General features: G+C 33.4%; 18 protein-coding genes. 10 read left to right on the top strand and 8 right to left on the bottom strand.

The annotated features are described in order from the left end of the window. Positions 1–208: 208 nt before the first annotated feature. Complete coding sequence (ilvA, locus tag AC1RRN_RS08470; protein WP_492966884.1) at positions 209–1,453, top strand: threonine ammonia-lyase IlvA; 1,245 nt, start codon at positions 209–211, stop codon at positions 1,451–1,453. A gap of 82 nt (positions 1,454–1,535) precedes the next feature. On the opposite strand, the gene AC1RRN_RS08465 is transcribed toward ilvA, so the two are convergent. Continuing rightward, entirely contained in the window at positions 1,536–3,935 is a 2,400-nt protein-coding gene (locus AC1RRN_RS08465) for an RICIN domain-containing protein (protein ID WP_492966883.1), read from the bottom strand. Positions 3,936–4,314: 379 nt separating this feature from the next. On the opposite strand from AC1RRN_RS08465, the gene AC1RRN_RS08460 reads away from it, so the two are divergent. The 3 genes from AC1RRN_RS08460 to AC1RRN_RS08450 all read left to right on the top strand — a co-directional run bounded on the left by AC1RRN_RS08460 (position 4,315) and on the right by AC1RRN_RS08450 (position 7,219). Then, positions 4,315–4,725, top strand: coding sequence for a group III truncated hemoglobin (locus AC1RRN_RS08460; RefSeq protein ID WP_492966882.1), 411 nt, complete (start codon positions 4,315–4,317; stop codon positions 4,723–4,725). A gap of 103 nt (positions 4,726–4,828) precedes the next feature. Further along, on the top strand, positions 4,829–5,275 hold the full coding sequence (locus tag AC1RRN_RS08455; protein ID WP_492966881.1) for a hypothetical protein: 447 nt from the start codon (positions 4,829–4,831) through the stop codon (positions 5,273–5,275). Between the two features lie 186 nt (positions 5,276–5,461). Continuing rightward, positions 5,462–7,219: an aromatic amino acid hydroxylase gene (locus AC1RRN_RS08450; protein ID WP_492966880.1), complete on the top strand. Its 1,758-nt coding sequence runs from the start codon at positions 5,462–5,464 to the stop codon at positions 7,217–7,219. Positions 7,220–7,435: 216 nt separating this feature from the next. Here the strand turns inward: AC1RRN_RS08450 and AC1RRN_RS08445 are convergent, their stop codons facing one another. From AC1RRN_RS08445 to AC1RRN_RS08425, 5 genes are all read right to left on the bottom strand, one after another. After that, the gene (locus tag AC1RRN_RS08445) at positions 7,436–8,065 is read right to left on the bottom strand and encodes a DUF4230 domain-containing protein (protein ID WP_492966879.1); all 630 of its coding nucleotides are present in this window, start codon (positions 8,063–8,065) and stop codon (positions 7,436–7,438) included. Positions 8,066–8,214: 149 nt separating this feature from the next. Beyond that, positions 8,215–10,533 (bottom strand): translocation and assembly module lipoprotein TamL, encoded by a 2,319-nt coding sequence (gene tamL, locus AC1RRN_RS08440; protein WP_492966878.1) that lies wholly within the window; start codon positions 10,531–10,533, stop codon positions 8,215–8,217. Further along, the gene (locus tag AC1RRN_RS08435; RefSeq protein ID WP_492966877.1) at positions 10,517–15,616 is read right to left on the bottom strand and encodes a translocation/assembly module TamB domain-containing protein; all 5,100 of its coding nucleotides are present in this window, start codon (positions 15,614–15,616) and stop codon (positions 10,517–10,519) included. Before AC1RRN_RS08435 ends, tamL begins: the two co-directional genes overlap by 17 nt. Positions 15,617–15,767: 151 nt before the next feature. Next, the gene (locus AC1RRN_RS08430; RefSeq protein ID WP_492966876.1) at positions 15,768–16,727 is read right to left on the bottom strand and encodes a GSCFA domain-containing protein; all 960 of its coding nucleotides are present in this window, start codon (positions 16,725–16,727) and stop codon (positions 15,768–15,770) included. A gap of 96 nt (positions 16,728–16,823) precedes the next feature. After that, the gene (locus tag AC1RRN_RS08425; protein ID WP_492966875.1) at positions 16,824–17,579 is read right to left on the bottom strand and encodes a hypothetical protein; all 756 of its coding nucleotides are present in this window, start codon (positions 17,577–17,579) and stop codon (positions 16,824–16,826) included. 414 nt (positions 17,580–17,993) lie between these two features. Between AC1RRN_RS08425 and AC1RRN_RS08420 the strand changes: the two genes are divergently transcribed. Continuing rightward, on the top strand, positions 17,994–19,739 hold the full coding sequence (locus AC1RRN_RS08420) for an ABC transporter ATP-binding protein (RefSeq protein WP_492966874.1): 1,746 nt from the start codon (positions 17,994–17,996) through the stop codon (positions 19,737–19,739). A 97-nt stretch (positions 19,740–19,836) separates the two neighbouring features. On the opposite strand, the gene AC1RRN_RS08415 is transcribed toward AC1RRN_RS08420, so the two are convergent. After that, the gene (locus tag AC1RRN_RS08415) at positions 19,837–20,214 is read right to left on the bottom strand and encodes a GxxExxY protein (protein ID WP_492966873.1); all 378 of its coding nucleotides are present in this window, start codon (positions 20,212–20,214) and stop codon (positions 19,837–19,839) included. Positions 20,215–20,324: 110 nt separating this feature from the next. Beyond that, on the bottom strand, positions 20,325–22,961 hold the full coding sequence (alaS, locus tag AC1RRN_RS08410) for an alanine--tRNA ligase (RefSeq protein WP_492966872.1): 2,637 nt from the start codon (positions 22,959–22,961) through the stop codon (positions 20,325–20,327). 256 nt (positions 22,962–23,217) lie between these two features. On the opposite strand from alaS, the gene AC1RRN_RS08405 reads away from it, so the two are divergent. The 5 genes from AC1RRN_RS08405 to AC1RRN_RS08385 all read left to right on the top strand — a co-directional run bounded on the left by AC1RRN_RS08405 (position 23,218) and on the right by AC1RRN_RS08385 (position 26,575). Further along, positions 23,218–24,195 carry a peptidoglycan DD-metalloendopeptidase family protein gene (locus tag AC1RRN_RS08405; RefSeq protein WP_492966871.1) on the top strand — a complete coding sequence of 326 codons (978 nt, stop codon included), beginning with the start codon at positions 23,218–23,220 and terminating at the stop codon, positions 24,193–24,195. A 47-nt stretch (positions 24,196–24,242) separates the two neighbouring features. After that, positions 24,243–24,575 carry a MerR family transcriptional regulator gene (locus tag AC1RRN_RS08400; RefSeq protein ID WP_026985753.1) on the top strand — a complete coding sequence of 111 codons (333 nt, stop codon included), beginning with the start codon at positions 24,243–24,245 and terminating at the stop codon, positions 24,573–24,575. 40 nt (positions 24,576–24,615) lie between these two features. Next, entirely contained in the window at positions 24,616–25,203 is a 588-nt protein-coding gene (locus tag AC1RRN_RS08395) for a LemA family protein (RefSeq protein ID WP_492966870.1), read from the top strand. Positions 25,204–25,291: 88 nt separating this feature from the next. After that, entirely contained in the window at positions 25,292–25,729 is a 438-nt protein-coding gene (locus AC1RRN_RS08390; RefSeq protein WP_492966869.1) for a TPM domain-containing protein, read from the top strand. A gap of 3 nt (positions 25,730–25,732) precedes the next feature. Further along, positions 25,733–26,575 carry a TPM domain-containing protein gene (locus tag AC1RRN_RS08385; RefSeq protein WP_492966868.1) on the top strand — a complete coding sequence of 281 codons (843 nt, stop codon included), beginning with the start codon at positions 25,733–25,735 and terminating at the stop codon, positions 26,573–26,575. Positions 26,576–26,616 lie beyond the last annotated feature (41 nt).

The raw sequence follows: 26,616 nt of genomic DNA, 5'->3' as shown, positions 1-26,616 counted from the left end.
ATTATTGCTATTCAGCAGTAATGGTGAGGTATTATATAAATAAGTAAACAAAATACAATTTATTAAACCTCCCAAACCGGGAGGTTTTTTATTTATAAATAATTAAAAAGTTGCCACGAATTTCACGAATGTTCACGAATTTTTTCCTGTCATTGAGGAAATAAATTAGAGGAAATTTGTGTAATTCGTGGCAAAAAAACAAAACATCATGAATCTATTTAATGAAGTACTTGCTGCAAAAAAGCAACTCGAAAATGTAGTTGCCGCTACTCCTCTTACACAAAATTTAAATCTTTCAGACGAATTTAAATCGACTATTTTATTAAAAAGAGAAGATTTACAGATTGTACGGTCGTATAAAATTAGAGGAGCATACAACAAAATTTCTTCGTTAAATGAAACAGAAAAAGCAGTCGGAATTGTATGCGCAAGTGCTGGAAATCATGCTCAGGGCGTTGCTTACTCCTGTCATCTTCTGCAAATAAAAGGCAAAATTTACATGCCAAAAACAACTCCAAAACAAAAAGTAAAACAGGTACAATTGTTTGGAAAATCGTTTGTAGAAATTGTACTTACAGGCGATACTTTTGATGATGCTTATGCTTCTGCCACAGCCGATGCTATTAAAAACCATAAAATATTTATTCATCCATTTGATGATGAAAAAGTTATTGCTGGTCAGGGAACTGTTGGATTAGAAATCCTTGACAGTTACAAAGAGCCAATCGATTATGTTTTTGTTCCGATTGGCGGCGGCGGATTAGCTTCTGGTTTATCTGAAGTTTTCAAGCATTTAAGTCCGAATACGAAAATCATCGGCGTTGAGCCAAAAGGCGCTCCTTCAATGAAAACTTCGATTGCAGAAAACAAAAACACTGCTTTAAAAACCATTGACAAATTTGTTGATGGTGCTGCTGTAAAACAAGTTGGTGATATGACTTTTGAAATTTGTCGGAATAATTTAGAAGATATAATTCTGGTTCCGGAAGGAAAAGTCTGCACTACAATTTTACGTTTATACAATGAAGAAGCTATGGTAGTAGAACCAGCCGGAGCTTTGACTATTGCGGCTTTGGATTTTTATAAAGACAAAATAAAAGGCAAAAAAGTTGTTTGTGTTGTCAGCGGAAGCAATAATGATATCGAAAGAACTGCCGAAATAAAAGAGCGCTCGTTGCTTTACGAAGGTTTAATGCATTATTTCATGATTCAGTTTCCGCAGCGTCCGGGTGCTTTAAAAGAATTTGTAAATAATATTTTAGGTCCGGATGATGATATTACTTATTTCCAATTTCATAAAAAAAACAATCGCGAGGTTGGTTCTGTGGTTGTTGGATTAGAATTGAAAAACAAAAAGGACATTATGAATATCAAATTGAATATGACTAAAAATGGTTTTGAGTTTCAATATTTAAATGATAATCAGGATTTATTTACACAATTAATTGGTTAAGAAATAAAAAAAGGCTGTCTAAAAATCTTAGACAGCCTTTTCAAATCAATATAAAATTACTAATTGAATTCTAAATTTGTAATTATTGTTTCAACACTTTTTTAGAATAAGAGCCTTTACTGTCGTTCACTCTCACGACATAAACGCCTTTTGGCAATCTTGAAATTTCAATTTCAGATTGACTTCCTTTTGCAAAGTTTACGGTTTTCTTTAAAACACTTTGTCCTGCTATCGAGAATAATTCTACTTCTCCATTTCCTTCATGACTAGTGTCAATTTTTAAATAATCATTTGTTGAATTAATGAAAATTGCCATGTCATTCGGACTTTCATTCTCTGTTATGGTTAAAGCTTTTTTGGCAGTAGATTCAACCTGTACCAATTGCCATTGTTGATTTAATCCACCAGTATAAGCCCACACCTGAATATTTGCTCCATTTGCAGTTGAAACATTTTCAACATCTAATGATTTTCCACTGTTTACGTTAATAATTTTATAATACCCTCCTCCAAGACTTGTAACGGTCCATTTAAATTCGTTAGACGCTGAAAAAGTCTTTTGCTGTACTTTTAATCCATCGCCCGTACCATTATTTTCAACTGCCAGATACATTCCGGTTGATTTTACAATAATGTAGAAATTACCGCCTCCGTCTGAAACAAATTTCCAGCGTTGATTACTTCCTCCGCCACCTGTAACATCGTATTGTTGAATACGTCCTCCGCTGGTTGTTGAATTATCTGCAACATCCAATCCTTTATTACTGTTTCTTGAAATGATATTGTAATAACCCGGAAAAGTTGATGTCGAAGCTGTAACAGTAATTGCGCTTGTTGCCGTTTTTGATCCGTCAACTGTAGTTACTGTTATTATTGCTGTTCCTTGCGATACTCCTGTAACCAATCCATTTGAATTGACTGTCGCCACACCTGTGTTACTTGAACTCCAGTTCACATTTTTATTCGTTGCATTGCTTGGCAAAACGGTTGCCGTTAATTGTGTTGTTGAACCAGCGGAAATTGAAGCCGAAGTTGGACTAACACTTACACTTGTTACTGCAACCGGACTGCTTGTTGCCCAATTAAAAGTAACTGCTGATGAAGCCGGAACCGAATAATTAAATGCCGATGATCCTGAAACAACTTTGATTGTATTGGCTGATCCTGAATTGTATACTACAAGAGCAATTGATCCATCAGGATTTTTAAATCCGGCAGAAACAATGCTTCCGCTACTGCTCGAAGAAGAAATTCTCAAAGCGCCCGGTTTTACAAATTTTGATATTTGACCAATAATATAATACGCCACATTTTTTGTATAACTTGTACTATTGTTGACAGTAATTGCGCCTAAACAAGTATTACATCCGCCAGGAGTACGTGGTCCTAAACTTGAATTATTAGCAGCATTCCATTCCAGAACTGTTTTTGACCAGTTATTTGTACTTCCAATAACTACATTTTGCATGTGCCATCCAAAATCCCCTCCGAAACTTCCTCCAGATCCAGTATATTGTTCTGTAAAATAGACATTTTTATTTGTCGCATTTCGTACAGTCGACATGGCTGAAATGTTTCCTAAATACAAGTGAAATGCTGCACCATCAACATAACTGCTATTATTTAAAACATCAATAGGATAAGCTGTATTATCACAATTATGGTCAAAAGCAATAATTTTAATTCCGCTATATCCGGCTGCAGCCAATTGTGGTCCAAGTTGCTGATTAATAAAATTCTTTTGTTCTGTAGAATTCATTAACATACTTGGTTCATTGTTTGGATTTTCAGGCTCATTTTGAGGTGTGATGGCCCAAATCGGAATTCCCTGCGCCTGCATCGCGGCAATATATTTTACAAAATATTTTGCGTAAGCAGCATAATATTGTGTTTGCAGACTTCCACCAACCCATGAGCCGTTTGTTTTCATCCAGCGTGGCGCTGACCATGGTGTTGCTAGTATTTTAATGTTTGGGTTTATCAGCTGAATCTTTTTGATAATTGGAATCAGATAAGTCAAATCCGGTCCATTCAAACTGAAATTATTCATATTAGTATCTCCGGAAGTTTCGTTATAACTATAAGAAGAATTACTTAAATCTGAAGCCGCAATACTAATACGAATCACACTTGCGTTTAATCCTGTAGTTGGATTGTACAAATCATTCAATAATTGGTTTTGCTGCGTTGCTGCCATTCCACTGATGACTTCGGCACTTCCTTCAGTAAGGGTGTAACCAAAACCATCCATAGTTTGATATGTTGTTCCTGCATTTACTGTAATTGTAGAGGGATTTGTTCCTGAGTTTGTCCCGAAACTTACTGTTCCCTGCTGTTGGAGTAATTTTGTCTGATCACCTGATGTGATAAAAGGTGTAACCGTCTGTGCATTTGTTTTGGTAATAAATAAAAGCGTTATAATAACAATTTGTGTCATAAAAGCTTTTACCCGAATTGTAGGTTTTTGAGTAGTTTTGTGCATTTTTTTGGTTTTTGTGGTTTGTTGATAGTTAATTTTTTCTCATTTTATTATGATTATTTTTATTAAAACACAACAAAAATATATCAATTTTCACGAAATCGATATAACTAAAACTTTACAAATACACATCACTTGTAAAATTTACCTTAACAAAAACTTATCTGCCAAAAAAATAAAATATTGATAATCAATATTTTAATAAAAATAAAAGCGCAAAAAATCTTACTTTTTATTTTTCAGCAGCTGCAATATTATACAAACAGCTGGTTTTCCAGATAAGTTCTATTTTATCCTCTGAAATGTCTGTCTGTTAAATGACAAATATCATGGATTAAAGATGAAGTTATATCGTATTTTTGCACCTCAATTTTTAGAAAACATGAAAACTCTTAAAGATATTTCGACTATTGAAGATATTAAGCAAATGGTCAACAGCTTTTATGACAATGTTAGAAAAGATGATCTGATTGGTCCAATCTTTAATGATAAACTTCAGGATCGTTGGGAACCTCATTTACAAAAAATGTATGGTTTTTGGCAGACTATCTTGTTTGATGTTCGTGCTTATTCCGGAACTCCCTTTCCTCCACACAAACAATTACCGGTTGACAAAACACATTTTGACCGATGGATTCAGATTTTTAACACTACAATCGATTCACAATTTGCAGGAGTAATTACAGAAGAAGCTAAAATGCGTGCTACTAATATGGCTTTTATGTTCAATCATAAAATTGAATATTTTAGAAATGCAGAAAACCAATTACGAAATCCATCAGATAAATCTTAAAACTAATTCAGAAATTTGATTGGAATACTATTCTAATTAGATAAATTTGATTAGCTGCAAAAAGCAACAAAAAGTCTAATCAAAAACCAATCACTATTTTATTATGAAAAAAGTAATGCTGTTTTTTATAATCTGTTTTTCTTTTTTAAATCATTCAAACGCACAATCTCAGACTCCAGTTTCTAATTTATACAAAGGATCTGTTGATGGAAAAACTCCCATAACAGTTTATATCAAAACAGAAGAAAATCAATGTACCGCTGATTTAATGTTTACCGCCATGTATCGCTATAATAAATCAAATAACTGGATACAACTTAATGTTACACAGAATAAAAAGAAAGAAAACGAATTTGTTTTGGTCGAACATGGGTTTAGTGGCGTTTTAATTTTAAAGAAAACCGGAAATACTTATACTGGTTTATGGATAAGTTCTGATGCTAAAAAGCAATTGCCGGTCGATTTAAAAGAAACAGCAATGACGAAGAAAGAACTGGAAAACTACGAGAAAACAATGGAAAAAGTTAATTATGAAAATAACGATTGCTAGAAAATCGTTCTTTTTATACTTCGAAAACTTTCTTTTGAAAACCGATCCCCTAGCCCTACTTCTCAAAACAAAATTTATATTAAAACCTCAATAAAAAACACTTTAGAACAAAAAAATTGTGATGAATAGCAAAAATTAGCGCCTTAAATTCGTAATTTTACATTCTTAATCTACAACGTTTTCGAAATGAATCCAAATATTGAGACAAATCCGTTATTAGAGCGCTTGCCTAAACATTTAAAGCAATTTATTAAACCTCAGGATTATAGCGATTATACGCCAATTAATCAGGCGGTTTGGCGTTATGTGATGCGCAAAAACGTAGATCATTTATCAAAAGTTGCCCATCACTCTTATTTAGATGGTTTGAAGAAAACAGGAATCGAAATAGATTCTATTCCGAGTATGTACGGAATGAACCGTATTCTGACCGAAATTGGCTGGGCAGCAGTTGCTGTTGACGGTTTTATTCCGCCAAATGCTTTTATGGAATTTCAGGCTTATAACGTTTTGGTAATTGCCTCAGACATTAGACAATTAGAACATATTGAATATACACCCGCACCAGATATTATCCACGAAGGTGCAGGCCACGCCCCTATTATTGCAAATCCAGAATATGCAGAATATTTGAGACGTTTTGGAGAAATTGGCTGTAAAGCGATTTCATCTCACAAAGATTATCAAATGTACGAAGCGATTCGTTTGCTTTCAATTTTGAAAGAAGCCGAAGATACGCCTCAGCAAAAAATTGACGAGGCTGAAAAGGCCGTTGCCGATTTACAAAACAATATGGGCGAATTATCGGAAATGGCCCAGATTCGTAATCTACATTGGTGGACAGTCGAATACGGTTTAATTGGAACTGTTGAAGATCCAAAAATTTATGGCGCCGGATTACTTTCTTCTATTGGAGAAAGTGCGTGGTGTATGACGGATAACGTAAAAAAAATCCCTTATGATATTTCAGCTGCGAATCAAAATTTTGATATCACGCAGTTACAACCTCAACTTTATGTGACACCAAATTTTTCTTATTTAAGTTTAATTTTAGAAGAATTTGCCAATAAAATGGCTTTGCGTACCGGAGGTCTTTCCGGAATTCAGAAACTAATTCATTCGAATGCTTTAGGAACTATTGAATTAAGTACAGGTTTACAAATTTCAGGTGTTTTTACGAATGTTTTGGAAGACGAAGGAAAACCGGTTTACATTCAGACTACAGGAAAAACAGCTTTATCTTATCGTGAAAAAGAATTGGTTGGCCACGGAACTCTAACTCATCCACACGGATTTGGAAGTCCGATCGGGAAGTTGAAAGGTTTTAATTTGGCGATTGAAGACATGAGCCCAAAGGATTTACAGGCTTATAGTATTGTTGAAAATGAAAGCGTAAAATTAGAGTTTGAAGGCAATATTATTGTTCAAGGAGAAATCATTACAGGTTCCAGAAACTTACACGGAGAAATCATTTTAATTAGTTTTAGAAATTGTACCGTTACACATGGCGAAACCATTTTATTCCAACCTGATTGGGGAAATTACGATATGGCCATTGGTAAAAAAGTAGTTTCTGCTTTTTCTGGTCCAGCCGATGTGAATAGTTTTGATCTGATTAATATTGTTCCGACTTCTCAAACGATAAAAGCAAAACATACCGATGAGCGTGATGATTTAGAAATTCTTTTTCAAACGGTTCGTTCTATAAGAGAAAATAAAGATTCTAAATCGGAACTAAAAGCTGTTTTTGAAAAACTGAAAAATAATCACTCTAATGATTGGTTGCTTTCTGTTGAAATTGCAGAACTTTTGAAAGACTCTGATGAAAAACAACTTCTGCAAGAAGTATTGGTTCATTTGGATCAATTGAAAGAAAAACGTCCTGAAGTGGCGCATTTGATTTCTGGTGGATTGGATTTAATTTTTGATAAAGAAGCCGTTTAGAGATTTGCCACGAAGACGCTAAGACACAAAGTTTTTTTAAAAAAGCAGTAATTAAGCGTACTGTTTGTCATTTCGAGGAACGAGAAATCCCCGCAAGTAACTCCGTAAAGAGAATCAAATCTTTGTCGAGCTTCTCGCGGGGATTTCTCGTTCCTCGAAATGACAAGATTGGGAAAACCTTTGTCCCTTTGAACCTCTGCACCTTTGAACCTTCTTTTATAATTTCAAATCTTCATTAAATTCTTTTTCAGATTCAATCGTTTTGCCATTATATTGTAGCTTCCAACCCATTGAATTTGTTAAGATTAAAATCTTCGATAATTCACTAATTAATCTGTTTTGAGCGTTTGTTTTTAGAGATGAACTCTCGATTTTCTTCGCCAGATTCGCTTTAACCGATTTATTGATTTTATTATAATCATCTCCGGTAAACTGATTCATTTGGCTTTGCTCAATATCGTAAAACTTAATATCCGGATTGATTGTGATTTCTTCTTTCGGGATATTTAAAATTGTAATGGTTTTGTTTTTTTCATCAATGTCGTATTTCATTTTATGCAAATCATAGGCAACGGTAACATTTGCATTTACGACAACCAATGCTTTCTTCTCAAAAGAAACCATATTCAAAAAATATTTCTGCTGGTTTTTATAGGTGATCACTTCTGAAAAATGACCTTCAGTCACAACTAATTTACCGACATTCAGAATTTGCTGTTGAATTAAATTGGTATTGTATTCAATATCCTTGTCATCATCTTTTTTAAATTGGCAAAATTTGAAAGCCAATATTATTAAGAAAATGACTGATCCTAAAACTAAAATTCTTTTGAGTGTATTTTGCATTACTTTATTTTATTAGACCAATTTACTTCTTTTTTTTATAATGCAAATCAAATGTTAGCCATGAATTCACGAATTTCTTTAATACAAATTGATAGTCTGAAATCAAATTTTACAAATTTTCAATTCGTGAATTCGTGGCGAAAAAACTTTTAAAATGGATATCCAATTGCGATATTCAAAATCAGGTTTTCTTTTCTCCACGGTCCGCTTCCAAAATCTATATCTTTGATTACCCATCTTTCACCATCGGGCAAATAAGGTTTTCTAAGTGGAAATGCCAAATCAGTTCTTAAAATAAAGAAAGAGACATCAAAACGCAGTCCGACTCCTGCTCCAACTGCAATTTCTTTCATAAAATCCTTAGAAATTTCAGCTCCGGGTTTATTCGGATCAGCATTCATAAGCCAAATATTTCCCGCATCAATAAAGGCGGCACCTTTTACAATACTAAAAAGTTTAGCCCTGTATTCAGTACTAAATTCCAATTTCAAATCTCCTGATTGATCTGGGAGATAATCGTTATCAGTTGCAGTGTTGAGGTAACTTCCAGGCCCAATAGATCGCGCCCTGAAGGCTCGAATACTATTGGTTCCGCCAACTACAAATTGTTTAGATGTTGGCAAAGCACCTGAATTTCCATACGGAATACCAGCTCCTACAATAATTCTGCTAGCCAATTGACTTTCTTTTCCTAATTTCAAATAATGCCTGAAGTCACCTCGAAATTTTGCATATTGGCTAAAAGGAACGTCAAATATTTTGATCGTATCATTCTTTTTGACATTTGCTCCGGTAACTAATCCTGTAATATTTCCGGCTAAGTCTGCCTCTCCGCTAAAATAAAAGGTATTCTTTTTCCGCTTCTGCATTGTATTGGTGTACGTGTAAGTATACGTTGGACCAAAAATCAATTGTTTTTCGATTACTTTTTTCAATGATTCATCTTTATCAGCATCGGCTAAATATTCTGCTGTAACATGATTCGGACTTACATAGGTAATATCCATCAAATTTAATTGATGCTCTTTTCGAACATTCTCTTTCCACAAATAACCGTAAGACGCTTTAAATGAATTCAAAGCATACAATTGTGTTCTGTTTTGATATTCATATCTCACAGTTGCTTTGGTTCTTGGTACATATTCGCTCGAGCCTTCAACATGAAAAAATGGGACAATAAATCTAGGCCAGGTTAAGCTGGTTTCTGTACCCACTTTATAAATATTCTTGCCATTGTTGGTTCCGGAAAGCTGAAAATCGGCTCCGCCAAAAACAGAAACGGTGAGTAATTCAGCTCCGCGAAATAAATTTCTGTTATTCCAATTGACATTCAATTCTGTACCGGTATAACTCGCCGAATTGGTTTTCCCCAAAACCTCAACACGAATGAATTTCTTTGGCAGCAACGTTAAATAATAATACGAATCTAAAGTCTTCGGTAAACTATCTGAAGGTTTGAATTCATTTTTCACAAAACTAAAAGTCCCGAGATTTACAAATCGATTCAACGTTAAATTATGGTCTTTTCTGTTATATAAATCTCCCTTTTTGAAATAAATGGCGCGATCAAAAACTCTGGGTTTAAAAGTATTTGCTGTATCGATAATGGTGAAATCCTTATACTGAACTACATCTTCTTTCGTATATTTTAAGCTGTCTTTTGAAATAGAAAAGTTAGGATAAACAATGATTTTGTTAATCTTGTATGCTGTAAGGGCTTTTGGCGGTGTATCAGGTTTTATTACCAGTCTGACTTTTACTTCATGATCGCCTTTCGTACTGTCAACCTGAGCTAAAATATAATCCGGATTAAAGTAATAATAGCCGCGTTCCTTAAGTCTTGCATCTATACGTTCCCGTTCAGCCTTAATGACATCCAAATCATACGGCTTACCTACTTTCAACAAACTTCTTCGGCTTGATCTTCCAATTATTCTTGACATTGCCAGGGAATCGTCCGGAAAAGTCACGTTTTTAATGATATATTGTTGTTTAGGCGTAACCGTATATTCTGCCGTTGCTCTTTTATTTTTAGCTGTTGAATCAGCACTGACACGCGTTTTAAAATAACCTCTGTTTTCTGTAAAATTTCGTAAAACAGATGCATTATAATCCAAATCAACTTTACTGAAAAGTACCGGTGGCTCGCCCACTTTTGTGCGCAGCCAATAGCGAAATCCTTTTTGTTTTTTAGGTTCTCCGGCAATATTATAAAACCATAATTTAGGACGCAATCCTAAAAAACCATTATTTGGTTTTGGGCGTAATAATCCTTCCAGCTCTTTCTCCAGTTCTTTTCTTTCTTTCTTTTTAATAACAGAATCTTTTATTGTTACAGAACCACCTGTATACAATAATTCGCCTTCTGGCAGGTATTTTGTATTGCTGCATCCAAAAACAAAAAATAAGGACAATGCAATACAATATCTGATATATTCCGTTCTCCTATTGCTATGTTTTTTGCTCATTTCCTTCCAATTGATTTTCGTCTTTTCCTTTTTCTTTATCTTCTTTCTCTTTCAGTTTTTTCTTTTCCTTGCGCAGTTTCTCTTCTCGAATCATTTCTTTTTCTGCTAAAGTGCGATGAAAGAGCTCGCGGAATTTATTGTAGCTCATGGTAATAATAAAGGCAACTCCGGTTTCAATTACCTGACCTTCAACCGCAACCTGATATTCATTTTTTCGATAAGCACGAAGCATATAACGACCGTCTTTCGTTAACTGATAATCTAGCGCCACATCTCCGGCAATATTCGTGCTTTCTTCATTGGCGCGTTCCTGACCTTCAACTGCGAAACTGCTTCCAACGGTTACTTTTAATCTGTCATCTAAAAGTTTTTTAGAAATTCCAACATTTAAATCAGTTCTGTCTTCTCTTGTTCCTGAAGTGTAATCATCTGTTGATTCCAGATCAAATTCCAGCTGAACTCCTGTTATTAATTCTCCTGCTAAATCATTTAATTGTTGTGATAGAATTTTGCTCACACTTTGTCTGGCCAATGATTCTGCGCTTGTTCCTCCAGCTTCGCTTGCAAACGGATTTTCTCCGATAAATCTGTTCAACAATAAAAGAGCAAAAACCTGTTTGTTTAATTCTGCTGGTTCTTGTCGCAATTGTTCTAATTTTTGCTGTGTAGTTTCTACGATCGTAGATGATACATCATAATTTCCGTCTGGCAGGACAATATCAAAAGAGATTTCAGGCTTCATTAATTCACCATTCATTTTCAATAAAGTCTGAAATGGTATTTTTTGCTTATAGGTATTTTTAGTCGTTTGAGATTCACTTCCTAATTGATTTCCGAGCAAATCAATTGGTGCCGCTTCTACTTTATAAATTGCAGTAATATTTACATTTGCCATTGTAGGCTCACCATTCCAGATAATATAACTTCCTTTCTGAATGTTGAATTTTCTTCGGATCATGTTGAAATTCATTTCATACGCACCATCCGAGAATTCATATTTACCTGTTAAAGTCGTTTTTCCTGACGGATCAATTCCACCAGTCAATTCTGCTTCGCCTTTTAGATTTAAATAATCACCGTTTCCTTTGTCAATGACTAAAGTAAGTTCAGCTTCCTTATCAATTGAAATGGCAACGCTTACATCCATACCAAGTAATTCTGACTGATCCAGTTTTGCCTTCATTTCAGCTGTTTGTCTCAGGTAGACATTATCTTCGTTTACAAACTCTACAATCCCTTCTCTATCTGCAATTGATGGATCAGATTGAGGTAAAACAACGGAGAATTTAGTATCATCTTTGATTTTGATATTCCCGTTAACAACAGGATTTTCAAGCGTTCCTTTGATATTAAGTTTGGTATCTAAAATTAAATCTCCGTAAAATAAATCGTTGTCTTTTTCCTTGGAATGTATGGCTCTAAAATCGTCTGCAATAACGGTCAGGCCGAAATCAAAATTGGTATAATCTGCTGATTTAATAGTTCCGTTAATTGTCAATTCATTGTCGTTTTCATCGTGGAAAGTGAAACTATCAAACGTAATTACATCATTTTGAAGTGTGATTTTTTCGTTTTTAGTTTTGAAATACGAATCGAATTTCGTCACTCTAAAACCAGTATCATTAAAATTTAATTCTCCGTTTACTTTTGGTGCGCTGGTATTTCCTGTAATTTTGAAATTTCCAGATAAATATCCCGTTCCTTCTTTAATATTATCCATACTGAAACCCTGAATACTTTTAATATTCAGTTTATTCAAATCGAGATTAAAATCAAGATTTCCATCAGCAATCGCGTATGTTCCTGTCAGATTTACGTCGTTATCTTCTCCGCTCAGCGTGACATTGGCGTTTAATAAATTATTTGTTTTATTATCAACTTTAACCGCAATATCGCCAACTGGTTCGCCTTTAAAAGCAAAATCATCAATTTTTATGTCTGATGTAAAAGTGGGTTTTGTCATTACATTTTCGGCAACAGCATTTCCGTTGATCAAACCTTGCATCAATAATTTGTCTTTTTTGACGATATTCATAATTGTCTCAATTTTGAAGTTTACAAAATCGAGTTGTAAAGGTGCATTATCCTGATTCCCCTTAGATTGAATTTTAAGTTCGTTTCCGGAATTTTCTAAAAAGAATTTATTAACGTAAAGTCTTTTTCCTCCAAATTCAATTGCATTTTCAGGATCGATATTCCATTTATCATAATTCAGAACGAAGTTTTCTGCATCAATTTTGAAAATGTTTTTAGAATCTTCTGCTTTGAAATTTCCTGCAATAAAATACTGCTGTTTGTCTTTTGCATCTTTTACTTCAAGTGCATAATCCAAGATATTATTTTCGATTTTTCCGGATAAACTCGTGAACGGAATTTTTAAAGAACCGCTTTCAATCGTTGCTACAGAAATTTGGTATTGTAATGCATTTTCTTTGGCCTCAATATTTATTTTTCCGTCAGCAATAGTATTATCCGCATAAACAATTCTCGAAATCGTTCCTTTTATTTCTAAAGAATCGGTTACATTATTGTATTTTCCTTCAATTTTAAGAGGTTCTAAACCAGTTAATTTTGGAACCAATTTGAAAAGAATCGGATCGTTATCAACCGTTAATGTGAAAGCCAAACGTTGTTCGTCAGATTCTCCGTTTACTTTTGGATTTTTTAAATCAATGTATTTTGACAATGATTTTTTTACTGCCGAAACCAAAGTGGTTAATTTGTATTTTCCGTCAACTTCAGCTTTTAAAAATTGAGATGAAATTTTAATGTTATTTCGATTCTCATCTGAAAAAGCAATAACTCTGATGGAATCTAAAACAATCGGTTCCTTATCCTGTAAAACCTGAATGTTAGAAAGAAACACTTTTCCGTTTAAAAAATCAGGATTACTATTGGCAATATCGGCATCGACATTTCCACGTAATTTCATAGGTCCGGCATGAAGATGCAGTTTTTCTAAATCGGCGATGTCCAGGTTTAGTTTTAATTTTATCGCTGGGTATTTCTCTTTTGTATTTCCACTTGCTACCAAATCAAAATTCAAATTCGGATCTTTCATTCCGGATTTTACTGCAAATGAACCATTCGCGATATTTCCTTTTAAGGCTAAATCTCTGTACGTATATTTATTGAAAACGGCCTTCTGAACCAAACCGTCAATTGCAGCATTTGCCGTTTTCGGATCTAAACCTATTCCTTTTACTTTCGCTTTAAGCGTAATTTTTCCGATCGAATCATTTTTGATTAATCTTCCCAAATCAAAATCTAATAAATAAACGGTTGCATCGTATTTCTCTCTTTTCTTAACACGCTGATCAAATAAAGCATCAATTTTAGCATTTCCGAAACTGCTCTTTAAAGCCAGATTCGTTTTGAAATTCTGAACCGAACCTTTAAATTTTCCCTGCAAACTCAATTGAGAAGGCAATTGAATGTTTTTCGGAATCGTTCCGGTCGGCACAAAAGAATTAATATCTTTTGAAGTGCTTGAAAGTTTCTTAATATCTAAATCATAATACGCTTTTTGAGCATCCGGCAAACCTTTGATTTTTCCCGAAAGGGAAACTTTTGTCGTCCCGATTCCGCTCATTTCAAACTGCGGAATAGTCAAATCTTTTACTTTTCCGCTCAAGCGTGTATTTAAATACAAAATCGCATTTGGATTACTTTTAAACGGATTTGTTTTCTGTAAATCCGGAGCAAATAATAAAATATCTTTAAACCCGATTTTGGATTGATTTAAATTCGCATCAAGACTTAGATTGGCAATATCTTTTTTTAAAGCGTCAAGCGAAGGATACGCAACTTTTATTTTATTCTGCAGAAGCGTCTGCGGTGTTCTTAAATATAAATTCTCTAAAGAAGCATTTTTTGGTCCGTAAAAGAAATCAGTTTTTAAAGACTGAATCTGCAATCCGCTTTTATCGTTTACGGCAAGCGATTTTATATTTCCTGAAATTGTATCATTTCCATAATATAATTTCTCGGCTTTAAAATTGAATTTATCCAAATCCATATGACTGTAATCAATTCCTTTTGAAAGCGGTTTCGATTGCATATCATCAAATTTGAAAGCGATATTTTCTAAATTCACATCAGCCAATTTTACTTTCCAACCCGTTTGTTTAATTGATGTTGTGTCTAAACTCGGAGCTTTAATTTGTTTGTCTTTTGCACCCAAACGTAAATTCCCTTTTAGATCTTTTATTTCGAAAGTATTAAAATCCAAAAACTGATTGTTCATATCAATTTTATTGACTGATAAATCAAGATTGCCGAGTTTAATTCCCGAATCTAATTTGGAATCCTTATTGTCATACGCAATATCAATTTTTGATAAACTGATTTTTCCGAGTTTTAAACTGAAATCTTTTCTTTTCGAAATTGTGTCAACTGTTTTTACCGAAACTTCAGCAATCTTCTCCACAACATCCTGATTCAAAACTACTTTTAACCCATTCAAAGCAATATTCGGAATATCAAAATTCATTTTATCCAAATCGAATTCATTAAATTTCGTATCAAAATGTGTCAATTTTACGCGAACATCATTTTTTGAATAATCATCTTTGAAATTGAATTTGATATTATCAAGATTTACTTTTACAACAGAAATTGTAAAAGGCTTGCTATCCGGATCCTTTGGTTTTTCAGGTTCTTTTGATTCGAAAGCTTTGATGATATAATCGAAATTGAAAACGCCGTCCTTATTTCTGGAAATATTAGCTGTTGTATTTTCTAAAGAAACCGAGTTTATCTCCAATTCACTGCTAACCAATTTAAACAAATCGACATCAACAACTAAACGTTTACCAGCCAGCAAAGTATCTTTTTTTTGATCTTCAAAATAGAAACCTTCCAGCACTACATCTTTTGGAAATTTGATCGAAATATGGTCTAAGGCAACTTTGGTTTTGATTTTATCATGCAGATAGGTTATCGCTTTATCCTTAACGAAATTCTGCACTGACGGAACTTGGATTAAAATAATAAGAAGTAATAAAAGTGCAATTATAGATCCCACGCACCAAAGCAGTACACGTAGTGTTTTTTTAAGTAAATGAATTGTTTTGGTATTCATGCGTCAGTAAAACACGTTAGATTAAAATTGCATTATTTATAAAGCAGTATTTCTACAGTTTACAAAATTGAAAAATTTAAACTTTAACAATTTACATAATTTCGCGCAAATATTCCAGAATTTTACGGACAAATAATTATTTTCCTACTTTTTAAAATTTGATATTTGGCCATTTTTCGCCCAAAGCATTTATTTTTTGCTGAAGTTTAGCAAGGAATTTTTGATGTTGTTCTGATTCTGGATTAAAGCTTCTATGGCGTAGGCTTTTTTGTATTTCTGAGATTTCCTGCATTAAAGAAATGCTTTCTTCAGCCATATAATTTTCACTGAATTTATGCCAGATATAATCAATAGCAACCTGATTCGGGTGTAACATATCTTCCGTATAAAAACGATAATCACGAAGTTCGTCCATCATGATTTCGTACGACGGAAAGTAGTTATGAGTTATGAGTTGTGAGTTATGAGTTTTTAAAACTCCATGAACTGCCATGAATAAATGTGATTTACTTAATTGATTTTCTGCGAAGCCATCTTTTATGTGGCGTACTGGCGAAATCGTAAAAATGAACTTTATGTTGGGATTTATAGTCTGAATTAAATCGATTGTATTTTGGATGCTTTTTTGAATTGCATCTGCCGACAATAATTCTTTTGAAAATTGCTTTTGAGGAACTTTATGGCAATTGGCAACAATTTCGTCACTTTCAAGGTTTCTGTAAATCCAGGAAGTTCCGTATGTGACAATGATATGCGTCGCTTCTTTTAATTGCTTATTGGTTTGTGAAATTGCTTTGTTTAAAGTTTCTAATAATTCTTGTCTGTCTGAATTGCTTAGATCAGAATGCACTTCAAAAGAATGCCAGCGTTCGTTATGAAAGAAAACGTCTTTTTCTGTAAATCCTTTTTCGTTAACCGTTCTTTCAATTACTTTTTCAATCGAAACCGGATTAAAAATTATCCCAAATGGATTCGTTTCATTCTGAAATTTAAAATAATCGAATTTCTCAGCCATATTCTCTGCAAAACAAGAACCAAACGAAAGCACTTTCGAATTATAATCAATTGGATTACTGGATTTTGAGAGTGGAATTTGGGTTCTGAATTGCATGGCTTTGAATTGAAACACGAATTTCACCAATTTTCACCAATAAAAAAACCAAATACAGAAGTATTTGGTTTTAATTTATTTCAAAGTTTTAATTCCTTAATAGGTATATTCAATTTCGTATTCTATTGATTTACCATCACTGGTAAGTGATGTCTGTTTTGTTGGATACTCTTTATCATTGTAAATATAATTTGTCAAATAAACACTCGAGTCAGGCAATCCACTATCCGTTCTACTAATTTTCAATATATTATTTGTCGAGCACTCCGTTTCTTTTAATAATAAATCAAGACCTAAAATATTTTTAAGAGGATTCTTTTTAGTATCATATTCATAAATTCTGGTAGAAACATTAACACCACTAACGAACTGATCTTTAACAAGATTACCATCTTTATAAGTAAGACTGCCATCACTATTTTTTGTTTCTAATTGAGTATCGGGATTAATTGAGTAATTTATGTAGGATATCAAACTATTAGAAACATGCGTATATACTGTTTTACCAATATATTCCCCATTAGGATATTTAGTACTAAAAGACTCCCTGGTAATCCTGGTTTTTAATTTATTATTTTCATAAGTATATACAACTTCGATATCTTTCGTCTCTATACCTTTTGAATCAACATCAAATTGCTGTTGTTTTGTAATAACACTTCCTGTATAAGTAAAAATCGTTTTTGAGCCATCCTTAATGCTACTTAATAGCTTATTTCCATCATAACTTAAAATGCTTTTACTATTTGTACCCAAATATATTGAAGGATAACTATAAGAAATAGTTTTAGGCAAGATGGACTTATCCTCCGCACTAGAAGGATTTTCATCACTTGAACAGGATGTCTGCACTAAATTTAAAGCGCAGAAAAACAATAAAAGTCTTTTCATTTTTAGTAGGTTAAATTTGTTATTTACGCAAATGTAATACAACCCAAAATCAAAACATTACGGAATTCCACATAAAAACTTATACTATAATTTAGGCCTTCTTAATATATTAATGACAAGCAACATAGTTGTAATTATCTTAGTAAGAAAATTTAATTAAAAGAAAAACAATGTATAAATACCTAGCTATTTCCTAAATTTATTTTAGAGTATTACAATGTTAAAAATAGGATTTATAAAAATTAAAACATCCAGGACTTAAAAAAACACTGTCAATCTCAGTTATAAAAAAATTTACATTTTTAATAACAAAAATCAACTACACAAACCCAAACAATTGCTTACTTTTGCATCTTCCACTTTTCTAAAAATCATATGAAATTATTATATTCTTATATAATCAGACATAAAATGCTATTGTTTTTTGCTTTGATTATGGCCTCTATAAACATTTGTTTCAGTTTATCAGACTCTATTATTACCGGTAAATTAATGCAGGATTGCGGTGTTGGATTACACAAATACGCAGGAAATCCAACTGGTTTTATCAAATCGCTTTCTTTCTGGCTTGGACTTTCTCTTGGTGCAGCGATGGTTTCAAGAGTTACCAAAAACTTTCAGGATTACTTTACCAACGTTGTCATTCAGCGAACTGGTGCTCAAATGTATACTGACGGAATCAAAAAATCACTTGATTTGCCTTTTGCCGAATTCGAAGATCAACGAAGCGGTGAAACTTTGAGTAAACTGACGAAAGTACGTTCTGATTCAGAAAAACTAATTACACTTTCGATTTCTTTGATTTTTCAAACCGTCATTGGATTTGTGTTCGTAATTGTTTACGTTGCCCGTATTGATTACCGAATTTCGATTATCTTTTTAATTACTGCTCCCATTATTGCTTTGGTTAGTTCTTATCTTGGTAAAAAAATTAAGGTTGTTTCTAAAAAGATCGTGAATCAAACTAACGCTTTGGCTGGTTCAACAACTGAAAGTTTACGAAACATCGAACTTGTAAAAAGTCTTGGATTAACGTATCAGGAAGAAAAACGTCTGAATTTAAACACTTTTAAAATTCTGCATTTGGAATTGGAGAAAATCCGTTTTATCAGAAGTTTGAGTTTTATTCAGGGAACTACAGTTCACTTTTTAAGAACCTGTGTTGTTTTTACTTTGTATTATTTCTTATTTGGAGGAAAAATTATTGTCGGTGATTTATTGACAATGGTTTTCTTTACTTTCTTCATTTTTGGACCATTGCAAGAATTAGGAAACTTTATTATCGCTTTGAATGAAACCAAAGTTTCTATGGAAAACTTCAAAACTTTGTTAAGTGCTCCAAAAGAATTTCGCCCAAAAAATCCTAAACACGTTGGAGCAATTCAGTCTTTACTTTTCTCGAATGTAAGTTTCAAACATAAAACAGCCAAATTTAAAGCGGTTGAAAATATCAATTTTGAAATCAAACAAGGAGAAACCATTGCTTTTGTTGGGCCATCCGGTTCGGGAAAAACAACTTTAGTAAAATTATTAGTTGGATTATACACACCAGCCGAAGGTCAGGTTTTATATAATGAAATTGATTCTACAGAAATTGATTTATTAGATTTAAGAAAACAATTAGGTTTTGTAACTCAGGATGCACAATTATTCTCCGGTACAATCCGCGAAAATTTATTGTTCGTAAAACCAAATGCAACTGATGAAGATTTATACGATGCCCTAAAAAGAGCAAGTTGTGAGAAATTATTAAAACGTGCCGAAGATGGTTTAAACACAACAATCGGAGAAGGCGGAATTAAAGTTTCCGGCGGAGAAAAACAACGTTTATCAATCGCCAGAGCTATCTTAAGAAACCCGAATTTATTGATTTTTGATGAAGCGACTTCGGCATTAGATTCTATAACTGAAGAAGAAATTAACGCTACAATCAGAAATATATCAGATAAAAACAGAATCACGGTTTTAATTGCACACCGTTTGTCTACGGTAATGCACGCTGATAAGATATTTGTATTGGAACAAGGAAAAATCATCGAACAAGGTAAACATGAAGAATTAATTGTTGAGCGAGGTTTGTATTACGCTATGTGGCGTCAGCAGATTGGGGAGCGTAAGTAGGTTTAAGACTAAATCTAAAAAAAAATCGCGCAAAGGCACAGAGGCGCAAAGTTTTTTGTAACTCTCGCCTTTATGCTAATTGTTTTTTAATTTTAATTTAAAGATTATTAACAATTCTTGTAATACCAAATTTAATTAAAGGCACATTAAAATTTATCAGCAAACCTAATTTCATTTTGGTAATTTTCAAATATGTCATAATTTGTTTTGCATGAACTTCTGTTATTTTTTCTATTGATTTAATTTCTAAAATTAATTTATTTTCAACTATTAAATCGGTTCGAAAACCAATATCAAGTTTAACTTCATCCCAAATAACTGGAAGTGTTTTTTGTCTTTCTACAAATAACCCCCTTTTAGTTAACTCGTAATATAAAATTGATTCATACACCGATTCCAACAATCCTGGCCCAAGCTTTACATGCATTTTGTAGCAAATATCAACTACCACACTCGAAATTTCATTTTCAGTCATACTCAATAATTTAAAGAATAAACTTACAAAAATAAATTACTATAACTAAAAAAAGCCGCAAAGCTTTTAAAAAACTTTGCGACTCTGTGCCTTTGCGCGATTAAAAAGCTTTATTTCACAAAATCAACTGCATGAGCCAAAGCCTCAGCAATTCCGTTAGCTTTTTTACCTTTTCCAGATGCGAAGAAAGGCTGCCCTCCTCCATTTCCTTCAATATATTTTCCTAATTCTTTGATCACTGCGTTTGCATTTAAGCTTTTTGAGGCAACCAATTCTTTAGCGATATAACAGTGAATGTTTGGCAATCCATCTTCAATAGAAGCTAAAAACACAAATGAATTTGCTTTTGAACTTCCCAATGCAGAAGCTAAATCTTTAGTCGAAGCCATGCTTAAATCAACTTGTTTTGCAAGGAAATTTACTCCATTTATTTCTTGAAAGTCTTTCTCTAATTCAGATTTTAAAGCGCCTACTTTTTCTTTTAGTAATTGCTCAATTTGTTTTTTTAATTTAGCATTATCATCTTGCAAAGAAGCTACTGATTTTAAAATATCCTGTGGATTTTTTAATGTCTCCTTTATTTCAGATAAAGTATTCTCCTGATTTTGATAGAATTCTTTTACTGCATCACCTGTAATTGCTTCAATACGACGAATTCCAGCTGCTACTGCACCTTCAGAAATGATTTTAAAATGCCAGATTTCTGCCGTATTTTTCACGTGAATTCCACCGCAAAGCTCTTTACTTTCGCCAAATTCGATCATACGAACATTATCTCCATATTTCTCTCCAAATAAAGCCATCGCACCTTTATCCAATGCTTCTTTAATCGGAATATTTCTGTGTTCCACCAATTGCAATTGTGCTTCAATTTGTGCATTTACACTTGCTTCAACCTGACGTAATTCTTCATCTGAAACTTTAGAAAAATGTGAAAAGTCAAAACGCAAATAGTTCGGATTTACCAATGAACCTTTTTGCTCTACGTGAGTTCCAAGAAGATTTCTCAAAGCCAAATGCATTAAATGCGTAGCAGAGTGATTTTTAGAAGTTGAACCTCTTAAATCGTTATTTACTTTTGCTGTAAAACCAGCTTCAATATTTTCAGGCAATTGTTTTGCTAGATGCAAAATCAAATTGTTTTCCTTTTTTGTGTCAATAATTTCGATGGTCTCGTTTGCAGAAACCAAAGTTCCTTTATCACCAACTTGTCCTCCACCTTCTGGATAAAATGGCGTATTATCTAAAACGATCTGATATAGAATTCCGTCTTTTTTAGAATCTACTTTACGAATTCTAGTAATCTTTACATCATTTTCTAATTGATCATAACCAACAAAAGTTTCAACGTTTCCTGGAATCAAAACTGACCAATCTTCTGTAGAAACTTCAGATGCTGCACGTGAACGATTTTTTTGTTCCTGCATAGATGCATCAAATTCAGCTTCATTAAAAGACATTCCTTTTTCTTTCAAGATTAAAGCAGTTAAATCTTTCGGGAAACCAAAAGTATCATACAATTCAAAAGCTTTTGCTCCAGAAACTTCTGAACCAGTAGTTTGTGCAATAACATTATCTAACAATTGCAATCCCTGATCTAGAGTTCTCAAAAACGAAGCTTCTTCTTCACGAATTACATTGGTAACTAATTGTTGTTGTGATTTGATTTCCGGGAAAAATTCTCCCATTTGATTTGCCAAAACTTCTACCAATTTATTGATAAAAGGTTCTTTGGTATTCAAGAATGTAAATCCGTAACGAATCGCACGACGCAAAATCCTACGAATTACATAACCAGCTCCCGTGTTTGATGGCAATTGTCCGTCAGCAATTGCAAACGCAACCGCACGTACGTGATCCACCACAACACGAATAGCAATATTCGTTTTGTTTTGTTCTTCACTGATGTTTTTAATTTCATCAGATGTATATTTTAAACCTGTAATTTGTTCTACTTTTTCGATAAGTGGTGTAAAAACATCCGTATCATAATTTGATGTTTTTCCCTGTAACGCCATACACAAACGCTCAAATCCCATTCCGGTATCAACGTGTTGCGCAGGAAGTTTTTCCAGAGATCCATCAGCTTTACGGTTGAATTCCATGAATACATTATTCCAAATTTCAACTACTTGCGGGTGATCATTGTTTACTAAACTTTTACCTGAAACTTGTGCTTTTTCTTCTTCAGAACGTAAATCAACGTGAATTTCAGAACAAGGTCCGCATGGTCCCTGATCTCCCATTTCCCAGAAATTATCTTTTTTATTTCCAAGAATAATTCGGTCTTCATCAATTAATGTTTTCCAGATATCCCAAGCTTCCTGATCAAAAGGAACATTATCTTCTTTGCTTCCTTCAAAAACAGAAACATAAAGATTTTCCTTTGGAATCTTATAAACTTCCGTCAATAACTGCCAAGCCCAGTTGATTGCTTCTTTTTTGAAATAATCGCCAAAAGACCAATTTCCTAGCATCTCAAACATGGTATGATGATAAGTATCAAAACCAACATCTTCAAGATCATTATGTTTTCCTGAAACACGAAGACATTTTTGCGTATCGGCTATTCTTTTACTTTTTGGTGTTCCGTTTCCTAAAAAATATTCCTTAAACTGGGCCATTCCCGAGTTATTGAACATTAGTGTTGGATCGTCTTTAAGAACGATAGGAGCCGATGGAACAATAAGATGTCCATTGCTTTTAAAAAAGTCTAAAAATTGTTTACGTACGTCTTGTGATTTCATGTTTATTAATGAGATAATTTGAAAATGTATCAATTAGATAATTCATCAATCTGAAAATCTGACCATTAGATTTTTTTATTAAAAAACCGTAAAATTTAAAACAATAAATTCCGTTTTTAATACATTATCTAATTATCAAATTGACACATTATCTAATTATTTTTATTCTTGAAAAAAAGCAGTCAACAACTGAAACATTTCTTAATTTTGTTCGACTAACTATTTTACAAGCTGCAAAAATAGGGTATTTTAAAATATGGCGAAAGTAAAATATTATTACGACTCAGAAAATCTGGCTTATACGAAAATAAAAACCAGAAAAAGGGCGAAAATTGGCTATGCATTGTTGTTTTTATTAGCCTCAGCGCTGTTTGGCTTCATGGTTTTTGTTCTTTTAATTAATACTCCATATTTCGAAACACCAAAAGATCGTTTGCAGGCTCGTGAAATTGAAAATTTGAAATTGCAATATGCTATTTTGAATAAAAAAATGGACGAAATTGATGATGTAACCGAAGCGTTAGAAGACAGAGACAATAATATTTACAGGATTTATTTTAATAAGGCAGAAATTCCGGATTCGATTCGGAAAGCTGGATTCAGAGATCCGAAAAGATATAAAGATTTAGAAGGTTATAACAATTCGCAATTGGTTTTGAATACCACAAAACGAATTGATAAACTTTCAAAAGAACTGGCGATTCAATCAAAATCATTGGATGAAATTTTGAAATTAGCTAGCGTCAAAGGAAATTTATTATTGGCAATTCCGGCGATTCAGCCTGTTCAGAATGAAAATTTAAAACGTGTTGCCTCGGGTTTTGGTTATCGAATTGATCCTTTCACGAAAGTGCGAAAAATGCACAATGGAATGGATTTTACTGCCAACACCGGTTCTCCGGTTTATGCAACAGGAGATGGCGTTGTAGCAAGAGCTGATAATTCGGCTTCCGGATTTGGAAATCATGTCGTCATCAGGCATGGTTTTGGTTACGAGAGTTTGTATGCACATTTAAGCAAATACAACTGCAGGCCGGGACAAAAAGTAAAAAGAGGTGCTGTTATTGGATATGTGGGAAGTACCGGAAGATCTGAAGGTCCGCATTGCCATTATGAAGTTCATAAAGATGGAAAAGTCGTAAATCCATTGAATTTTTATTACGGCAATATTTCTGCTGTAGAATATGTGGCCATTTCGCAAATGGCGAATCAGGAAAACCAGTCATTAGATTAATACTTTAAAAAGTGTTATTTTTGAAATAAATTAGAAATAAAAAAAACATGCATATTGAGCTTTCAAAGGATAAAAGATATTACAGCATTGGCGAAGTAGCCAAAGCTTTTAATGTCAATGCATCATTGATACGGTTTTGGGATAGTGAATTTGATATTTTGAAACCTAAAAAGAATGCCAAAGGCAACAGAATGTTTACGCCGGAAGATATTACCAACCTGCAATTAATCTATCATTTGGTTAAAGAAAGAGGTTTTACATTAGAAGGTGCCAAAACACATTTAAAAGAAGGACAAAAGAAAACATTAGATAAATTCGAAATAATACGTAAATTAGAGACCATAAAAACACAATTAAACGAAATAAAGAACGAATTATAATAATAAATCAAAACTAAAAATAAACTTAAATTAAATACACATGAAAAGATTTTTGCCTTGGATTATTGGTGCTGTTGTTATTTTTGTAATTTACAGCTGGGTTAAAGGAATTAACAATACTGCTGTAACATTAAATCAAACTGTTGAGCAATCTTGGGGAGATGTTCAAACGGCTTACCAAAGACGTAATGACCTTATCGGAAACTTAGTAAATACTGTAAAAGGTGCTGCTGATTTCGAAAAATCAACTCTGACTGCAGTAATCGAAGCTCGTGCAAAAGCAACTAGTGTAACTGTAGATCCTTCTAATATTACACCAGAACAACTTGCTGAATTCAACAAAGCACAAAGTGGTGTATCATCTTCTTTATCAAGATTATTGGTTTCTGTTGAGCAATATCCAACATTGAAAGCAAATGAAAATTTCCTGAAATTACAAGATGAATTGGCCAGTACTGAAAATCAAATTTTGACGGCAAGAACGCGTTTCAACGAAGCTGTAGCTCCTTACAACAACCACATTAAAACATTCCCAAACAGCTTATTTGCAGGTATGTTCGGTTTCAAAGAAAAAGCATACTTTAATGCTGTTGAAGGCGCTGATAAACCAGTTGAAGTAAAATTCTAAATTTAGATTTTTAGATTATTAGACTTCTTAGAAACTAAGATATCGTCTAAAATCTAATATCTGAAATCTAAACTCTAAAATAATTCCAATGTCACAAGTAGAAGATTTTTTATCCAAAGAAGATGAACAAGCAATTGTTGAAGCTATTCGCGTGGCCGAAAAAAACACTTCTGGCGAAATTAGAGTACATATAGAACAAACAACTTCTAAAGTCCCTTTTGACAGGGCTTTAGAAGTTTTTTATGAATTAAAAATGAATGAAACCCAACAACAAAATGGGGTTTTATTTTACTTTGCTGTTGCCGATAAAAGTTTTGCCATTTGTGGAGATAAAGGTATAAACGACCTCGTATCTTCTGATTTTTGGGATTGTACCAAAGATAAAATGACAGAACAATTTAAAGCAGGAAACTTTAAGCAGGGCATCGTCGACGGAATTTTAAACGCCGGCGAACAATTAAAAAAATATTTTCCGTGGTCTGAAAATGACACAAACGAATTATCTAACGAAATCTCAAAAGGATAAATAATGAAAATTTCCAAAAACAAAATATCTCAGTCAAAAGGAATTTTTACATTATCCTTTCTATTATTAGCCCTTTTTACAACCAATTGTATTTTTGCACAATTTACAATTCCGGAGAAACCAAGTTTTCAGACTTCTGTTTATGATTATGCCAACATTTTAAGTTCGACTGAAAAAGCACAATTAGAAGAAAAACTAGTTCGCTATTCAGATTCAACCACAACTCAGATTGTAATTATTACAATCGAAAGTTTAAAAGGTGAAGATGTTAGCCAGTTAGCAACAAAATGGGGACAAACCTGGGGAATTGGAGGAACTGCAAAAGACGATAATGGTGTTGTCATTTTATTGGCTAAAAATGAGAAAAAAATTGCCATTAATCCAGGATACGGAGTTGAAGATCGTTTAACGGCAGGAATTGGAGGAACTATAATTCGAAATATTATTATTCCGGAGTTCAAAGCAGGAAGTTTTTACAACGGTCTTGACAAAGGAACGGATGCTATAATTGATGTTTTTAAAGGAAAATTCAAAGGAGAAAGAAAACAACAAACCAAAGGAAAAGACTTTCCTATATTACCTTTCATTGTAATTGTTGTAATTGTATTAATTTTACTATCTCGAAATAAAAGAGGCGGTGGAGGAAATTCTGGCAACAACGGCGGTGGCGGCCCTAGCTTGATGGATGTAATTCTTTTAAGCAGTCTTGGCAGAAGCAGCGGAGGTGGTTTCGGCGGTTTCGGCGGAGGATCATCCGGAGGTGGTTTTGGTGGCGGAGGCGGTGGCTTCGGCGGAGGATTTGGCGGAGGCGGATTCTCAGGTGGAGGTTCTAGCGGAGGCTGGTAGGACTTTTTGTTTCTTTGTTTCAGGTTTCAAGTTTATGGCTT

The sequence above is a fragment of the Flavobacterium sp. GW821-FHT11G01 genome (genome assembly GCF_058808175.1).
This window is presented reverse-complemented; position numbering and strand designations above follow the sequence as displayed.

What these genes read in the sequence shown, in the direction of transcription:
- AC1RRN_RS08445 (WP_492966879.1), bottom strand. Translation starts at nt 8,065, where the DNA reads ATGCAAAATACACTCAAAAGAATTTTAGTTTTAGGATCAGTCATTTTC.
- AC1RRN_RS08430 (WP_492966876.1), bottom strand. Translation starts at nt 16,727, where the DNA reads ATGCAATTCAGAACCCAAATTCCACTCTCAAAATCCAGTAATCCAATT.
- AC1RRN_RS08400 (WP_026985753.1), top strand. Translation starts at nt 24,243, where the DNA reads ATGCATATTGAGCTTTCAAAGGATAAAAGATATTACAGCATTGGCGAA.
- alaS (WP_492966872.1), bottom strand. Translation starts at nt 22,961, where the DNA reads ATGAAATCACAAGACGTACGTAAACAATTTTTAGACTTTTTTAAAAGC.
- AC1RRN_RS08385 (WP_492966868.1), top strand. Translation starts at nt 25,733, where the DNA reads ATGAAAATTTCCAAAAACAAAATATCTCAGTCAAAAGGAATTTTTACA.
- AC1RRN_RS08395 (WP_492966870.1), top strand. Translation starts at nt 24,616, where the DNA reads ATGAAAAGATTTTTGCCTTGGATTATTGGTGCTGTTGTTATTTTTGTA.
- AC1RRN_RS08455 (WP_492966881.1), top strand. Translation starts at nt 4,829, where the DNA reads ATGAAAAAAGTAATGCTGTTTTTTATAATCTGTTTTTCTTTTTTAAAT.
- AC1RRN_RS08450 (WP_492966880.1), top strand. Translation starts at nt 5,462, where the DNA reads ATGAATCCAAATATTGAGACAAATCCGTTATTAGAGCGCTTGCCTAAA.
- tamL (WP_492966878.1), bottom strand. Translation starts at nt 10,533, where the DNA reads ATGAGCAAAAAACATAGCAATAGGAGAACGGAATATATCAGATATTGT.
- AC1RRN_RS08460 (WP_492966882.1), top strand. Translation starts at nt 4,315, where the DNA reads ATGAAAACTCTTAAAGATATTTCGACTATTGAAGATATTAAGCAAATG.
- AC1RRN_RS08415 (WP_492966873.1), bottom strand. Translation starts at nt 20,214, where the DNA reads ATGACTGAAAATGAAATTTCGAGTGTGGTAGTTGATATTTGCTACAAA.
- AC1RRN_RS08465 (WP_492966883.1), bottom strand. Translation starts at nt 3,935, where the DNA reads ATGCACAAAACTACTCAAAAACCTACAATTCGGGTAAAAGCTTTTATG.
- ilvA (WP_492966884.1), top strand. Translation starts at nt 209, where the DNA reads ATGAATCTATTTAATGAAGTACTTGCTGCAAAAAAGCAACTCGAAAAT.
- AC1RRN_RS08390 (WP_492966869.1), top strand. Translation starts at nt 25,292, where the DNA reads ATGTCACAAGTAGAAGATTTTTTATCCAAAGAAGATGAACAAGCAATT.
- AC1RRN_RS08405 (WP_492966871.1), top strand. Translation starts at nt 23,218, where the DNA reads ATGGCGAAAGTAAAATATTATTACGACTCAGAAAATCTGGCTTATACG.
- AC1RRN_RS08420 (WP_492966874.1), top strand. Translation starts at nt 17,994, where the DNA reads ATGAAATTATTATATTCTTATATAATCAGACATAAAATGCTATTGTTT.
- AC1RRN_RS08435 (WP_492966877.1), bottom strand. Translation starts at nt 15,616, where the DNA reads ATGAATACCAAAACAATTCATTTACTTAAAAAAACACTACGTGTACTG.